The 15,194-nt window shown below is 51.8% G+C and carries 17 protein-coding genes and 1 riboswitch; of the genes, 16 read left to right on the top strand and 1 reads right to left on the bottom strand.

Annotation, left to right across the window (positions count from 1 at the left end; translation table 11 throughout):
• The first annotated feature begins 34 nt into the window (after positions 1-34).
• From dacD to IX31_RS11990, 4 genes are all read left to right on the top strand, one after another.
• Positions 35-1,201: a serine-type D-Ala-D-Ala carboxypeptidase DacD gene (dacD, locus tag IX31_RS12005; protein WP_034458410.1), complete on the top strand. Its 1,167-nt coding sequence runs from the start codon at positions 35-37 to the stop codon at positions 1,199-1,201.
• Between the two features lie 204 nt (positions 1,202-1,405).
• Positions 1,406-1,876, top strand: coding sequence for a DNA gyrase inhibitor SbmC (sbmC, locus tag IX31_RS12000; RefSeq protein WP_034458408.1), 471 nt, complete (start codon positions 1,406-1,408; stop codon positions 1,874-1,876).
• A gap of 88 nt (positions 1,877-1,964) precedes the next feature.
• Entirely contained in the window at positions 1,965-3,023 is a 1,059-nt protein-coding gene (locus tag IX31_RS11995; RefSeq protein WP_034458407.1) for an FUSC family protein, read from the top strand.
• 208 nt (positions 3,024-3,231) lie between these two features.
• Positions 3,232-3,552 carry a DUF496 family protein gene (locus IX31_RS11990; RefSeq protein ID WP_034458405.1) on the top strand — a complete coding sequence of 107 codons (321 nt, stop codon included), beginning with the start codon at positions 3,232-3,234 and terminating at the stop codon, positions 3,550-3,552.
• Positions 3,553-3,678: 126 nt separating this feature from the next.
• On the opposite strand, the gene IX31_RS11985 is transcribed toward IX31_RS11990, so the two are convergent.
• Positions 3,679-4,539 carry a GHMP family kinase ATP-binding protein gene (locus IX31_RS11985; RefSeq protein WP_034460037.1) on the bottom strand — a complete coding sequence of 287 codons (861 nt, stop codon included), beginning with the start codon at positions 4,537-4,539 and terminating at the stop codon, positions 3,679-3,681.
• A 226-nt stretch (positions 4,540-4,765) separates the two neighbouring features.
• Positions 4,766-4,945: riboswitch (cobalamin riboswitch) on the top strand.
• A 105-nt stretch (positions 4,946-5,050) separates the two neighbouring features.
• Here IX31_RS11985 and IX31_RS11980 point away from each other — a divergent pair.
• Genes IX31_RS11980 through IX31_RS11925 form a run of 12 tightly spaced genes read left to right on the top strand, consistent with a single transcriptional unit; the run spans position 5,051 to position 15,186 of the window.
• Positions 5,051-6,433 (top strand): cobyrinic acid a,c-diamide synthase CobB, encoded by a 1,383-nt coding sequence (locus tag IX31_RS11980; RefSeq protein ID WP_034458403.1) that lies wholly within the window; start codon positions 5,051-5,053, stop codon positions 6,431-6,433.
• Positions 6,430-7,389, top strand: a complete 960-nt coding sequence (gene cbiB, locus IX31_RS11975) for an adenosylcobinamide-phosphate synthase CbiB (RefSeq protein WP_034458401.1) — start codon at positions 6,430-6,432, stop codon at positions 7,387-7,389. Before IX31_RS11980 ends, cbiB begins: the two co-directional genes overlap by 4 nt.
• Positions 7,390-7,398: 9 nt before the next feature.
• Entirely contained in the window at positions 7,399-8,028 is a 630-nt protein-coding gene (locus tag IX31_RS11970; RefSeq protein ID WP_034458399.1) for a cobalt-precorrin-8 methylmutase, read from the top strand.
• A complete protein-coding gene (cbiD, locus tag IX31_RS11965; protein ID WP_034458397.1) occupies positions 8,028-9,164 on the top strand; it encodes a cobalt-precorrin-5B (C(1))-methyltransferase CbiD in 1,137 nt (378 codons plus the stop codon). The genes IX31_RS11970 and cbiD overlap by 1 nt, the downstream gene beginning before the upstream one ends.
• On the top strand, positions 9,158-9,760 hold the full coding sequence (locus tag IX31_RS11960; RefSeq protein ID WP_034458395.1) for a cobalt-precorrin-7 (C(5))-methyltransferase: 603 nt from the start codon (positions 9,158-9,160) through the stop codon (positions 9,758-9,760). The genes cbiD and IX31_RS11960 overlap by 7 nt, the downstream gene beginning before the upstream one ends.
• Positions 9,750-10,319, top strand: coding sequence for a decarboxylating cobalt-precorrin-6B (C(15))-methyltransferase (locus IX31_RS11955; protein ID WP_034458393.1), 570 nt, complete (start codon positions 9,750-9,752; stop codon positions 10,317-10,319). The genes IX31_RS11960 and IX31_RS11955 overlap by 11 nt, the downstream gene beginning before the upstream one ends.
• Positions 10,312-11,085, top strand: coding sequence for a cobalt-precorrin-4 methyltransferase (locus IX31_RS11950; RefSeq protein ID WP_034458391.1), 774 nt, complete (start codon positions 10,312-10,314; stop codon positions 11,083-11,085). The genes IX31_RS11955 and IX31_RS11950 overlap by 8 nt, the downstream gene beginning before the upstream one ends.
• Complete coding sequence (gene cbiG, locus IX31_RS11945) at positions 11,066-12,127, top strand: cobalt-precorrin 5A hydrolase (RefSeq protein ID WP_034458389.1); 1,062 nt, start codon at positions 11,066-11,068, stop codon at positions 12,125-12,127. Before IX31_RS11950 ends, cbiG begins: the two co-directional genes overlap by 20 nt.
• Positions 12,121-12,846, top strand: coding sequence for a precorrin-3B C(17)-methyltransferase (locus tag IX31_RS11940; protein WP_034458387.1), 726 nt, complete (start codon positions 12,121-12,123; stop codon positions 12,844-12,846). Before cbiG ends, IX31_RS11940 begins: the two co-directional genes overlap by 7 nt.
• Positions 12,847-12,884: 38 nt before the next feature.
• A complete protein-coding gene (locus tag IX31_RS11935) occupies positions 12,885-13,679 on the top strand; it encodes a cobalt-precorrin-6A reductase (RefSeq protein ID WP_034460035.1) in 795 nt (264 codons plus the stop codon).
• On the top strand, positions 13,679-14,473 hold the full coding sequence (gene cbiK, locus IX31_RS11930; RefSeq protein ID WP_034458385.1) for a sirohydrochlorin cobaltochelatase: 795 nt from the start codon (positions 13,679-13,681) through the stop codon (positions 14,471-14,473). Before IX31_RS11935 ends, cbiK begins: the two co-directional genes overlap by 1 nt.
• Positions 14,470-15,186, top strand: a complete 717-nt coding sequence (locus IX31_RS11925) for a cobalt-factor II C(20)-methyltransferase (protein ID WP_034458383.1) — start codon at positions 14,470-14,472, stop codon at positions 15,184-15,186. Before cbiK ends, IX31_RS11925 begins: the two co-directional genes overlap by 4 nt.
• Positions 15,187-15,194: the final 8 nt, after the last annotated feature.

Here is a 15,194-nt window from a genome sequence, read left to right as displayed (position 1 = left end):
AGCGGCTAAATTTATTGTTACCGAGGGTATATCGTTGAAGATCCGTCTGTTTGCTGTCTGTTCACTGCTGTCATTTTCTGCTCACTCCGCTTTTGCCGACGATACCTTTGTTAATGCACCACCACCGCCACAAATCCAGGCGGGCTCATGGGTATTGATGGATTACACCACCGGGCAAGTTCTGACTGCGCAAAATGAACACGTGCGACGCAACCCAGCGAGTCTTACCAAACTGATGACCGGTTATGTGGTCGATCGCGCCATCGATAGCGGGCGCATCTCACCTGACGATATGGTAACCGTTGGCAAAGATGCCTGGGCGAAAGACAATCCGGTGTTTGACGGTTCATCGTTAATGTTCCTCAAAGCAGGAGACAGATTAACGGTCCGTGATTTAAGCCGCGGCTTAATTGTTGATTCGGGTAACGATGCATGTGTAGCCCTGGCCGATTACGTGGCGGGCGGGCAGCCACAGTTTGTGGCGATGATGAACAAATATGTGCAGCAACTCCGCTTGCGCGATACCCATTTTGAAACGGTTCATGGCCTTGATGCACCGGGTCAGCATAGCTCGGCCTACGATCTTGCGGTGTTATCCCGCGCCATCATCCACGGTGAGCCTGACTTCTATCATATGTACAGCGAGCGCAGCCTCACCTGGAATGGCATCACTCAGCAGAATCGCAACGGCCTGCTTTGGGATAAAAATCTCGACGTTGATGGGCTGAAAACTGGCCACACAGCCAGCGCCGGCTTTAACATTATTGCTTCCAGCGTTGATGGCGATCGCCGCCTGATTGCCGTTGTAATGGGCGGAGAAAGTCCGAAAGGGCGTGAAGAGCAGGCGCGTAAATTATTGCATTGGGGTCAGGATAATTTTGATACCGTGCAGGTGCTGCATAAAGGCAAAAAAATTGGTACCGAAACCATCTGGTACGGTGATAAGAAGAAAGTAGAAGTTGGCACCAATCAGGATGTGTATCTGGCGCTGCCAAAATCAGAAGTGCCAAACATTAAAGCCAAATATGTTCTCGATAAACCAGAAATGGAAGCGCCTGTCCTGGCAAACCAGCATGTCGGTGAAGTTGAACTTTTTGACCGCGACAAGCTGATTGCACACTGGCCATTGGTGACGCTAACTGACGTCAAAAAGGGCAGTGCGTGGTCGCGATTTAGCGATTATCTGAGCCACAAGCTGTAGTTGCTTAAACATTTTAATTGGCTGACTTTTTGTCGGCCTTTTTTTCGCCTGTAGCCCTAACCAGTGCTTCTCGGCTGTACTACGATCTATTGGCGTAAAGCGATCTTGCTCGCAAAGCAACCACATCACCTTGCCAAAGGATTGCTTCCCTGCAATAGAGGGGTGTATTTATATACAGTGCTTTTAATCGGGTCAGGAGGTCATATGGAATTTAACGTACAACAAGTTCATGAGCGTAAAGTAGCGGGTTTTCATATGGTAGGGCCGTGGGAAAAAACGGTTCAACAAGGATTTGAGCAACTTTCTCTATGGGTGAAATCTCATAAAGTTGTCGGTGAAGAGTGGCTGGCGGTGTACTACGATAACCCAGATGTCGTACCTGCGGAAAAGCTCCGTTGCGATACGGTTGTTTCTGTTGCGGAAGATTTTACCGTGCCTGAAAACAGTGAAGGTGTCATCACTACACGCATCGAAGCAGGGCAATATGCCGTCGCACGCGCACGTGTTGATAACAATGATTTTCAGCAGCAATGGGAAAGTTTCTTCGATGCTGTAGAAGGCGATAATCGCTACCAGATAACCGGCAAACCGTGCTTCGAGCACTATCTGAATGATGGTTCCGAAAGTGGGGTATGGGAAATTGATATGTATATCCCTGTAGCAGATCAAGTCTGAAGCTGATGGGGGCTTTGGCCCCCTAACTTTGTGATGCTCATCCTAAAAAAATAGGTACAATCACGCTTTTGTTTCAGGAGAGCCGGGTGTGCGCCCCGACAAATCATTAAGCCCGTTTGAACTCCGCGTTTATCGCAATTATCGAATGGTGCATGGCGTGCGTATCGCGCTGGCATTTGTTCTTACCTTTCTCATTGTTCATCTTCTGAAAGTTCCGGAAGGTACATGGCCATTAATCACTTTAGTGGTGGTGATGGGGCCAATTTCCTTTTGGGGAAATGTGGTACCTCGAGCCTTTGAACGTATCGGTGGCACTATCTGTGGCGCAACCATGGGGCTTATTGCGCTTAGGTTAGAATTGTTCTCTCTGCCATTGATGTTGGTTTGGTGTGCTTTCGCGATGTTTATTTGCGGTTATCTGGCACTGGGGAAACGCCCTTATCAGGCTCTGCTGATTGGCATTACCCTTGCAGTTGTGGTGGGTGCACCAGCTGGCGATATGGAAATTGCGATGTGGCGCAGTGGTGATGTTATCTTCGGATCATTACTGGCAATGCTATTTACCAGTATTTATCCGCAGCGTGCGTTTATTCACTGGCGTATTCAAATGGCGAATTTCGTCACCGCGTTTGGCCGGGTTTATAACGCAGGTTTATCCCCGAACTTACTCGAGCGTCCGCGGCTGGAAAAACACCTGCATCAGGTGTTAACCGATGTGGTGAAAATGCGCGCGCTGATTGGGCCGAGCAGCAAAGAAACCCACATCCAGAAATCTATTTTCGAAGCGATACAAACTGTCAGCCGAAATATGGTGTGCACGCTTGAGCTGCAAATCAATGCTTACTGGGCTTCCCGAGAGAGCCATTTCCTGATGATCAATGCTCATACTCTGCGTGATACTCAGCAGATGACGCAACGCACGCTTGCAGCGATTGCCCTGGCATTGCATGACGGCAACCCATCACCGATTTCTGCGAATAACGAAAAATTGACCGAAATCGTCAGCGAGTTGCGCCAGCTAATGCAGGAAGGTGAAAATGGGAAACTTCAGGAAACCCCAATTCACGGTTATGTGTGGTTGAGTCTGGAGCTTGCTCGCCAACTTGAATTACTCTCGCAGTTGATCTGCCGCGCGTTACGCAAATAATTGCGGGGCGCGGAGCGAATTGCTGGTTTCGATTCAGCACCAATTGAGGTTAAGATAGCGAAAGAGACTAATCGCCTGTAATGTTCGGGTTGTAGAGCCCGAAACCGAGCGGGGATAAAAGAATTGTCAGCGACCGCCGCTACCATTAAGGTAATCTTATGGCGGTTGTCTTAACGAATCCGAGTATGAAATTAGCAGGGGTATAAAAATGGAACAAACTAAACCTTCTTTCCAGGACGTGCTTGAGTTTGTGCGTCTGTTCCGTCGTAAAAACAAGCTGCAACGTGAGATTCAAGACGTTCAGAAAAAGATCCGTGATAACTCAAAACGTGTTCTGCTGCTTGATAACCTGAGCGACTACATTAAGCCTGGGATGAGCATTGAAGCTATTCAGGGCATCATTGCCAGCATGAAAACCGACTATGAAGACCGTGTTGATGACTACATCATCAAGAATGCTGAGCTGTCTAAAGAGCGTCGTGAAATTTCCAAAAAGCTGAAAGTGATGGGTGAAATCAAACCCGAGTAAATTTACCCGCCATACTTCGAGTGGGTTGGCTGCGTTCACTTGCCGCCTTCGTGCAATTCGAATTATTTAGGGTAAATAGTGTTGATTTTGAAAACCGCCGATTCGGCGGTTTTTTTTTGCAAGAACTCAGCGCACTCCGCCCTCTATCATCTTTACCAGATGCTGCTGTGGGTAATGCCTGTCAATCTCTAAATCCTTTATTAGCCAGAGGATTTTCTCAACATCCTGCTTACTGCTATCAAGCAACAATCCCACCACACTGCCGCTATGCGCCACATTTAATCCGTATAAGTCTAACTCCTCGATCAGAGCTAAGAGCTGGGAAAACATCGGTTTCACTAACAGTTGTTGGCAGGCTTTGGCACTCATTGTCGCGGCTTGACCTAACAACCGGGCGTCCTGTTGCTGGCAACTGTGTTGCAGCGTCTGCCAGGCGTTATCCAATAGTCGAGCGTTACGGATTAACACGGGTTCCCGCTGGCAACGATGATAATCCTCCGTCAATAGAGTGGTATTGCTCTCAAGCAGTAGGATTTCCACCATTGGTGTGGGCTGGCAGCTAATTTGTACTTGTGCCTGGATATGGTCAAAAAGGGTTGGATTGCGAAAAATCGTGCTGTCCGTAGGTTCTAGTTGTACGCATAAACCAGCAAGTGTGGATTCATCAAGCATTTCACCTAAATGGCGAGCCGTGGCAACCGCGGTGGCGGCAATATCCGCAGTACTGCTGGCAAGTCCTTTCCCGACCGGAATCGTTGACTCAAGCTTAATATTCAGGCTGTTTGCTAATGCAGTGGAATAACCATAGTACGCGACGACGCGCTCCAGCATCTGGCGCATTCGGGGGCGTTCGCCGGGGAGTTTCATACCTTCACTCACCTCAACGGTGCTAAACCAGTCAATCGGGCAGGATACGAGTTTTTCCCCGCCACCTATCCAGCCCTGAATTAACTCGCCGCAGGATGCAGGGCAGCGTGCTTCAGCCATGGTATTGGCCACTCTTTTTCATGTTGGGATTCATTCTGTTTTTCACCGCAGGCGCAGGATGATACCACAGCAGCACACGCCAACGATTAGGGGGTAAGCCTTAATAAAAATCAGTAAAAATTGTTATAGCGCAACAATCAATATCTATTAGCTTTTACACTAGACCCTCATTTAAATATTTATCTGCGTGATGATTTAAAAACGTCATGCAGTAAAACGGTAATTAAAACAGATACAACTGACTCGTTTATGCCATGTGTCAAACATGGCTGGGAAGGGGGTGACAATCCCCCGCAGCCCCCGCTGCTGTGATGCTGACGAACCTGCGTAACCACTGATCGTTGATTGGGAAGGGCAGGTAAGAATGAAGCTAAGCCAGAAGACCGACTTGTCACTATTACTCTAAAACAACTCCTTCGGTGGGAAGTCAGTTGTCATCAGATGCGTGCAGCCGCAGGGTGCGCGCACGTGCTGACATCCGCATTTTGCCGAATAAATCAAAAAGGCAATTATGGCAGGGGCAGCGAAACAAGCATTCGTCATTGCAGGAACCAGCAGCGGTTGTGGCAAAACTACCGTCACGCTCGGGTTGCTCCGTGCCCTCATGCTGCGCGGTCTGCGCGTTCAACCTTTCAAAATCGGCCCTGATTACCTCGACAGTGGCTGGCACAGTGCTGTTACCGGCATTGCCTCGCGTAATCTCGATGCCTTCATGCTGCCCATTCCAACGCTTAATGGTCTGTTTGCAAAACAAATGCAGCAGGCTGATGTGGCCGTTATCGAAGGCGTGATGGGTTTGTACGACGGCTACGGAACAGACCCTAATTATTGCAGCAGCGCCGCAATGGCAAAACAGCTCGGTTGCCCGGTGATTTTGCTGGTGGATGGCAAAGCCGTATCCACCTCGATTGCTGCAACGGTAATGGGCTTCCAGCGATTTGACCCAACGTTGAATATCGCGGGCGTTATCCTCAATCGAGTCAATAGCGACAGCCATTATCAGTTACTTGCCGATGCCATCACCCGTTATTGTGGCATTCCTGTGCTTGGCCGTGTGCCTGTCATGGCTGATGTGGCTTTGCCTGCACGGCATCTTGGACTTGTTCCGGCGCAAGAAAATGCGCCGCAAGATGAATGCTGGCAGCAGCTTGCACAGCAGCTTGAAAAAACGGTCAATATTGACCATCTGTTGAATTTATCACGCCTGAATTCGCTGCCACCAGGTGAAGTGCCTGCCGTTCCTGATGCAGCATTGGCTGATGGGCTTACGCTTGCGCTTGCTGAAGATGAAGCCTTCAACTTTTACTATCCGGATAACCTCGAATTGCTCGAGCAGGCAGGGGTGAAAATCCAACGTTTTAGCCCATTGCATGACACTAAACTTCCCGAGTGCCAAATGATCTGGCTGGGTGGTGGTTACCCCGAAGTTCATGGCGCGAAACTTGCCGCCAATATCAAAATGCGTGAATCCCTGCAAAGAGCACATCAGCAGCGAGTGCCGCTGTATGCCGAATGTGGCGGGTTGATGTATTTGGGTGAGTCGCTGACTGACGGCAATGATGAAACTCATGCCATGTGTGGCGTATTACCCGGTCACAGCCAGATGGGCAAGCGACTGACGCGTTTTGGCTACTGCGAAGCCACGGCATTGCATGACACGTTACTTGCCAAAAAAGGCGAAACCTTGCGTGGCCATGAGTTTCACTATTCTGATTTCAGCGGCCCGTTACCTGCCGCTCTCGATTGCTGTAAATGGCGCGATGGCGTTGCTATTTCGCGTTGGCAGGGTGGTTTTCAGCATCATGCGACCTTTGCAAGCTACCTGCATGTTCATTTCGCCCAACGTCCATCGTTACTCAATCGCTGGTTAGCACTTGCGAGGAATCACCTATGACACTACTTGCATGGGTTGTTGCGTGGTTACTGGATTATTGGCTTGGTGACCCGCATCACTGGCCACATCCGGTGCGCTGGATTGGTAATCTCATCAGCTTTACGCAGCGCCAGATACGCCGGTGCTGCAAAAGTGACCGTGCATTGAAAATCGGTGGCGGCGTGTTATGGCTGATTGTGGTGGGTTCAACCTGGATTGTGAGTTGGGGAATCTTACACCTCGCAAACCTGGTATCTGCGTGGCTCGGCTGGTTGGTTGAAGTCTGGATGATTTACACCGTGCTTGCCGCCCGTTGCTTGAGCGACGCGGCTCTCGAAGTTTATCGCGCGCTCAAAGATGGCACGTTAGAAGAGAGTCGCGAGAAGTTATCGTGGATTGTTGGCCGCGATACCTCGCAACTGGAGCGTCCACAAATTACTCGTGCGGTGGTTGAAACCGTGGCAGAAAATAGTGTCGATGGTGTGATTGCCCCACTGTTTTTCCTGATGATTGGCGGTGCGCCACTTGCCCTGGCCTACAAAGCTATCAACACCCTCGATTCGATGGTCGGTTATAAAACCGAAAAATATCGCGCTATTGGTTATGTCAGCGCCCGGATTGATGACCTCGCTAATTTCATTCCCGCCAGGTTGAGCTGGTTACTGCTTACTCTCGCAGCCTTTTTCTTGCGAGCCAATCCTCGTCAGGCGCTGCTTATCGGCTGGCGTGACCGCTATCAACACAGCAGCCCGAATTGTGCCTGGCCTGAGGCAACCGTTGCCGGCGCGCTGGGTATTCGATTGGGCGGGCCGAACACCTATTTTGGCGAGCGAGTAGAAAAACCGTGGATGGGGGATGAGCAACGTGGCATTGCCCTCGACGACATTACTCGCACCATTCAACTCATGATGTTGGCTTCGCTGTTTGCTTTGCTGCTGTTTGCCGCATTGCGCACACTTGCGCCCGGCATAGCTTAAGGACACCTGATGAACTACCTGCAAAAACCCCAGCTTATTGAGCAACACAGTTTTGAAATTATTAGCGAAATTATTGCTGCCGAACGCCCGGAATATCGTTTTAACGGTGCTATCCAGGAAGCGATGATCAAGCGGGTTATTCACACCACGGCTGATTTTGAGTGGCTGGATATTCTGTGGTTCTCCCCGGATGTTATCGAAAAATTGACCGCCAGTTTGTTGCGCGGCTGCACGTTGTACACCGACACCACCATGGCACTTTCGGGGATCAACAAGACCCTTCTTGCGGAGTTTGGCTGTAGTTGCCGCTGCTTTATTAGCGACCCGCGCGTGGTGGCTCATGCCAAAGAGCAGGGCGTCACTCGTTCTATGGCGGCGGTAGATCTGGCATTGGAAGAAGAGGGCGAGAAGGTCTTTGTCTTTGGTAATGCACCAACGGCACTGTTTCGCCTATTGGAAAAAGGTGCAACACCTTCTGCTGTTATCGGTGTGCCTGTTGGGTTTGTCGGAGCGGAGGAGTCCAAAGAAGCATTAGTCAAAAGTGGTTTGCCGGCAATTGCTGCACGTGGGCGTAAGGGGGGCAGCAATGTCGCCGCCGCTATCGTTAATGCGCTGCTCTATCGTATGCGGGAGGCTTAGTGAGCGAGCAACATGCCGATTGCGTCTGGCATAAAGGCAAGGCCTACCGCAAGGGTTATACCACCGGTTCATGTGCTACCGCTGCGGCTAAAGTCGCGGCGCTGATGGTTTTACGCCAGCACATTATCGACCAGGTTTCTATCGTCACGCCATCAGGTGTCACGCTGCATCTTAATGTTGAAATGCCAATAATCGAAGGGCAGCAGGCAATCGCCGCCATTCGTAAAGACGGCGGCGACGACATTGATGCTACTCACGGCATGCTGATTTTCGCCCGTGTGCAGCTTAATGACAGCGGCACGATTGCGCTGCGCGGTGGTACTGGAGTCGGCGTGGTGACACGCAAAGGTATCGGTTTGCCGATTGGTGAATCAGCGATTAATCGCACGCCGCGCCAGACCATAGAAGCCGCGGTACGTGAAGTTATCGGCGCAGTACGTGGTGCAGAGATTGAAATTTTTGCTCCGGAAGGTGAGGAGCGGGCAAAGAAAACCTACAACCATCGCCTCGGGATTTTGGGCGGCATTTCCATCATTGGCACTACCGGTATTGTGATGCCAATGTCCGAAGAAAGCTGGAAGCGTTCGCTGGCACTTGAGCTGGAAATGAAACGTGCAGCCGGGCTGGATAAAGTGATTCTGGTGCCGGGCAATCACGGCGAACGTTTTGTCCGCGAGCAACTGGATTTGGACAGTGAATGTGTGGTGACGATGAGTAATTTCGTCGGCTACATGATTCAGGAAGCGGTGCGACTTGAGTACCGCCACATCGTGTTGATTGGCCATCCGGGCAAATTGGTGAAAGTCGCTGCCGGTATTTTCCACACCCACAGCCACATTGCCGATGGGCGCATGGAGACGCTGGTCGCACACCTGGCACTTATGGGTGCGCCGTTTGCGTTACTTGAAGCTGTCAGCCAGTGCGACACCACGGAAGCGGCGCTTGAAATCATCGCCGAACAAGGCTGGATGGGGGTGTTCGAACGCCTGGCCGTCCGCATCTGTGAGCGTGTTAATGAGATGCTGCGTTTCACCCAATCCCCACCTAAGTGCGATGCCATTTTATTCTCTTTTGATAACAACGTTTTAGGCAGTAGCCGCCCGGTAGCTGAAATAGCTCAGGAGTTGCGATGCTGACCGTCGTAGGTATTGGACCTGGTGCTGCGGAGTATCTGACTTTCCAGGCACATCGCGCCATTAATGACGCTGAGATTTTGGTCGGCGGCAAGCGCCAACTGGCGTTGTTTGCTGAGTTTGGTGGCGAAACGCGGCTGCTGGATAGCGATCTTGATGGTTTGGTTGTCTGGCTTGCCGAGAACATGGCTAAGCGCATTGTAGTGCTGGCCTCGGGTGACCCGTTGATTTACGGCATTGGTAAACGTCTGGCAGCAAATTTCCCGCCTGAACAACTGCGCATTATTCCCGGCATTAGCTCAGTTCAATATCTGTGCGCCAAAGCGGCCGTTGATATGAACGACTTATGGATAACCAGCAGCCATGGGCGCGAGCCAGATTTCAAAGCGATTGCGGCGCACCAAAAAGTGGCAATGGTCACCGACACCATCATCGGGCCGCATGTCATTGCCCAAGAGTTGCTGAAACGTGGCCTCAATCCCACCCTAATTATTGGCGAGAATCTTTCGTCAGCAGATGAACGAATCCATCGCTTGCGCGCTGCCGATGTGGCGCAGTCTTACGCGATGAATGTGGTGATAATCCTCAATGAAAGATGATCTCTTTTTACGCGGTGCACGCGTGCCGATGACCAAAGAAGTAGTACGTACTCAGGCGCTGGACCGTTTACAACTTCAGAGTGCTGAACGCTTTATTGATATCGGTGCTGGAACCGGCAGCGTATCGCTTGAAGCGGCGATGCGTTATCCGCAATTGAAGGTGACGGCAATTGAACGCAACCCCGACGCGCTGGCGTTGATGGCGGAAAACCGTGAACTTTTCGCCTGCCCGAACGTTGAAATCATCAGCGGTTACGCGCCAATAGAGCTGAATGTCATGGCCGATGCGGTGTTTATCGGCGGCAGCGGCGGTCAGCTCACGGAATTGATCGACTGGTCGCTGGCACATTTGCACCCAGGCGGGCGCCTGGTGTTGACCTTTATCCTATTGGAAAACTTAACTTGCGCGTTAACCCACCTTAAACAGTGTGCGGTGAGCGATTTTGACTGCCTGCAATTGCAGGTTGCAAACCTCGCAACGCTTGGCAGTGGGCACTACTTCAAACCCAATAATCCCACTTATCTGATCTCTTGTCGCAAGGAAGGAAGCAATGACTGAGTTATTTGATACCCGCAAAGTCTGGTTCGTTGGTGCAGGTCCTGGCGACAAAGAGCTGATTACCCTGAAAGGCTATCGCATCTTGCAGAAGGCCGAAGTGGTGATTTATGCCGGCTCACTCATCAATCCTGAACTGCTGGATTACTGCCAGGCTGGCACCGAATGCCATGACAGCGCAGGGCTCAATCTCGAAGAGATTATTGAGCTGATGGAAAACGGCGTGAAAGCAGGCAAGCTGGTGGTGCGCCTGCAAACCGGCGATCTCTCGCTTTATGGCTCAATTCGCGAACAGGGCGAAATGCTCACCAAACTCGGCATCGGCTACGTTTCTGTGCCGGGTGTCAGCGCGTTTTTGGGCGCTGCTGCGCAACTTGGTGTGGAATACACCGTACCGGAAGTTTCCCAGAGCTTGATCATTACGCGCATTGAAGGCCGCACGCCGATGCCACCGCTTGAGCAGCTTGAATCCTTCGCCAAACACCAAACCTCAATGGCCATTTTCCTCTCGGTACAACGGATTAACCGTGTGGCAGAGCGCCTGATTGAAGGCGGTTATCCAGCGGATACGCCAGTCGCCGTAGTCTATAAAGCCACCTGGCCTGATTGCCAGGAGTTACGCGGCACCCTTACCGATATTGCTGAAAAAGTACGCGAAGCCGGGATTCGTAAAACTGCTTTGATCATGGTCGGGGCATTTCTTGGCGAGGAGTATCACTACTCAAAACTGTACGACGCAGGGTTCAGCCATGAATACCGTAAGGCCTGAGTCTATCGCCTTGTTTTGTCTGACACCCGGCGGCGTGGCGCTGGCACAACGCCTGCGCGAAGCCTTGCCGCTAACCTGCTTCACCAGTGAAAAGTTGTTACAACCGGGTTTTATCCCGTTTGGCGGCAGTTTTGCTCAAACGGTACAGCAGGCATTTAGCCAGTATTCGGCGCTGGTATTTATTGCTGCCACCGGAATTGTGGTGCGCGTCATTGCGCCAATGCTGTGCGACAAACTGCAAGACCCGGCTATCGTGGTAATGGATGAGCGCGCAGAGCATGTGATAAGCCTGCTGTCTGGACATATGGGCGGTGCTAATGAGTTAACTCGTCAACTGGCTACGCTGTTAAACGCAGATCCGGTCATCACAACCGCCACTGATGTGAACCAGATGGCCGCGCTCGATACGCTTGCGGCAAAACTTGACGCAACGATGCAAGATTTCCGTCAGGTGGTGAAAACCATCAACCAGATGTTGGTAAGTCAGCAACGTGTTGGCCTGTGGTGGGACGATGATTTTGCGGGCAGTGCACAGCAGTACGATACCCGCGGTTTTATCCCCGTTGATCATCTCGATTCTCTACCCGCACTCGATGCGCTGGTTTGCGTCACGCTGCGCGACGCGTTGCCGCCACAAAAAATCCCGCTTTATAAACTGGTGCCAAAGCGTGTTGTCGCGGGTATCGGCTGCCGCCGTGACACGCAGCCACAAACCGTGGCCCTGCTGTTAAATCAGCAACTGGCAGAAAACCATTTTGACCCGCTGGCGCTTCGCGCAATCGGCAGTGTGACGCTCAAACAACATGAGCCCGCACTGCTTGAGCTGGCAAAGAATCATCAAATCCCTTTCGACATTTTTAGCGTTGACCAACTGAGTGAACACGAGCATCGATTTCCGGCATCGGAATTTGTACGCCTGACCGTGGGTGTTGGCAGCGTCTCGCAGCCTGCTGCGTGGCTGATGAGCAACGGCAAACTAGTGGGGCGCACCCTTAAACAGCAGGGCGTCACTATAACTTTAGGAGTTTCAGACAGATGTTAACGGTAATCGGCATAGGCCCTGGCAGCGAAGCCATGATGACGCAGGAAGCTATTGCAGCTTTGCAGGAAGCGGAAATTGTTGTCGGATATAAAACCTATACCCACCTGGTAAAGCCATTGACTGGCGACAAACAGGTGATCAAAACCGGCATGTGCAAAGAGATTGAACGCTGCCAGACCGCCATCGAACTGGCGCAAGCCGGGCATAAGGTCGCGTTAATCAGCAGCGGTGATGCCGGGATTTACGGCATGGCCGGGTTGGTGCTGGAACTGGTGACATCGCAGAACCTGGACATTGAAGTGCGCCTGGTGGCAGGCATCACCGCCAGTATTGCCGCGGCATCATTGCTCGGCGCGCCATTAATGCATGATTTCTGTCATATCAGCCTGAGCGATTTACTGACGCCGTGGCCGGTTATTGAAAAACGCATTATTGCAGCGGCTTGTGCTGATTTTGTTATTTGCTTCTATAACCCGCGCAGCCGTGGTCGCGAAGGGCATCTGGCGCGTGCGTTCGAATTGATGAGTGAGTTTACCAGCCCGCAAACGCCAGTGGGCGTGGTGAAAGCGGCCGGTCGGAAGAAAGAACAAAAATGGCTGACCACCTTTGGTGAGATGGATTTCGAGCCGGTGGACATGACGAGCCTGGTGATTGTCGGCAACAAAACGACCTTTGTACGCAATGGATTAATGATTACTCCACGAGGTTATGAGCTGTGAGTGACGTAGGTCGGATAAGCGAAGCACCATCCGACATGATGACCTCTGCAGAGTCATCGGTGCTGGTGTTTGGCGGAACCAGCGATGCCCGGTTTATCTGCCAGATCCTCGATGATCAACGCATTTCGTATACCTTGTCGGTGGCGACGGCGGTTGGTGAGGCTCTGGCTGGTGATATCAGAGGGAAAATTCGTGTTGGGCGAATTGATACTGACGGAATCGCTGACTGGCTGGCGAGTCATGGCGTGAACTGGGTGATTGACGCCTCACATCCGTATGCCGAATTGCTTAGCCAAAATATCACCCGCGCCTGTGAAACTGTGGGTGTAACACTCAGCCGGTATCAGCGCCGCAGTGAACTCAATGATCTGGAACACCCGTTGCTGCATAAGGTCGCAAGCCTGCAAGAAGCATGCGCGGTGGCAAGCCAGTTCGGCCCGCGCGTATTACTGACAACCGGTAGCAAAGAGCTGGCAGCGTATCAACAAGGCTTACCCGGTAAAACGTTGCTGGCGCGGGTGTTGCCGACCAGCGAAGTGATCGCGGAATGTGAAGCGCTGGGCCTGGGTGTTGACAACATTATTGCCATGCGCGGCCCGTTCACTGCCCAGTTCAACGCCGCAACCTATGAGTTCTGTTCACCTGATGTGGTGATTACCAAAGAGTCCGGGGCAGAAGGTGGTTATCTCGACAAGGTCAATCCTGCGCTGGAACGAGGCATTCCTTGCGTAGTGGTGACACGCCCGCAACCGCAGGTTTTTGGCCCTGAATTACTTGAAAGCCGTGAAGATGTGAGCCGCCGCGTAACGCGCTGGCTGCAAGAGAGAAAATAATGAAAAAAGCCCTGTTAGTGATTAGTTTTGGCACCAGTTACCACGAAACCTGTGCCAAAAATATTGTTGCCTGTGAAGAAGAGCTTGCTCGTACTTTTGCGGGGCGTGACCTGTTCCGCGCCTTCACCTCCGGCATGATTATCCGCAAATTAAAAAAGCGCGATAACCTGGATATTGATACCCCTGCGCAAGCGCTGCTGCGTCTTGCAGAACTGGGCTATCAGGATGTGGCGGTGCAATCACTGCATGTTATTAACGGTGATGAGTACGAAAAAATCTCCCGTGAAGTTAACGCATATAGCCATTTGTTCCAGCGCCTGGCATTAGGCACTGCATTGCTCAGCGATTTTAATGATTACGAGCTGCTGCTTGATGCACTACAAAGCCAGATGCCACCGCTCGAAGCCGACGAACGTGTTGTGTTTATGGGCCACGGTGCCAGCCACCATGCGTTTTCTGCTTATGCCTGTCTCGACCATTTAATGGCAGCACGCCAAATCCCGGCACGCGTTGGCGCGGTAGAAAGCTACCCGGAAATCGACCTTATCTTGCGCGGTTTACTGCAAGAAAAGGTACGCAAAGTGCACCTGATGCCACTAATGCTGGTGGCGGGCGACCACGCGATTAACGACATGGCGTCTGATGAAGAAGACTCCTGGAAAACCCAGCTACAGGAAGCAGGCATTGAAGCGCAACCCTGGCTGCAAGGCCTAGGTGAAAACCCACAAATTCGCGCCATGTTCGTGAACCATTTGCAGCGTGCTCTGGAAAAATCAGCGGAGGTGCCAGCATGACCGGACGTTTATATGCCCTCGGCACCGGCCCTGGCGCCAGTGATCTGATCACCGTTCGTGCGGCACGCATCATCGGCAAACTCGATGTGCTATACGCACCAGCAGGGCGCAAGGGCGGCGACAGCCTGGCGCTTTCAATCGTGCGCGAATATCTCAGTGAGACGACCGAAGTACGCACCTGTCACTTCCCAATGAGTGCTGATAACGATGAAAAAGCGGTGGTGTGGGATGAAACCGCAGCGGCGCTGCAACACGATGTGGCGCAGGGAAAACAGGTCGGGTTTATCACGCTCGGTGATTCGATGTTATTTAGCACCTGGGTGTTTTTGCTGGCACGCATTGGCAACCCTGAGTGGCTGGAAATCGTTCCAGGTGTGACCTCTTTTGCTGCTATCGCTTCACGTGCGCAACTGCCATTGGCGATGGAACAACAGTCGTTGGCGGTGATGTCCTGCACGGCTTCACATCAGGCTCTTACTGAAGCATTGCGCGCTCACGACTGTGTCGTGTTGATGAAAGTTTATGGCCGTTTTGCGCAAATCAAAGCGCTGCTGCAACACCTGGAAATTATCCAGCACGCGGTGTTAATGGCGGAAGCGACGTTACCTGGCGAGCAATGCTGGCGAAACCTGGACGAGGTGCCGGATGACCAGAAGCTACCGTATTTTTCGACCATTCTTGTGAATAAGCAGTGGCGTAACCAGACGTTGTAATTCTGATA

The organism is Buttiauxella noackiae (genome assembly GCF_000737905.1).
GTDB classification, from domain to species: domain Bacteria; phylum Pseudomonadota; class Gammaproteobacteria; order Enterobacterales; family Enterobacteriaceae; genus Buttiauxella; species Buttiauxella noackiae.
Note: the sequence above shows the minus strand (reverse complement) of the source record. Positions and strands in the feature narration are given on the sequence as shown.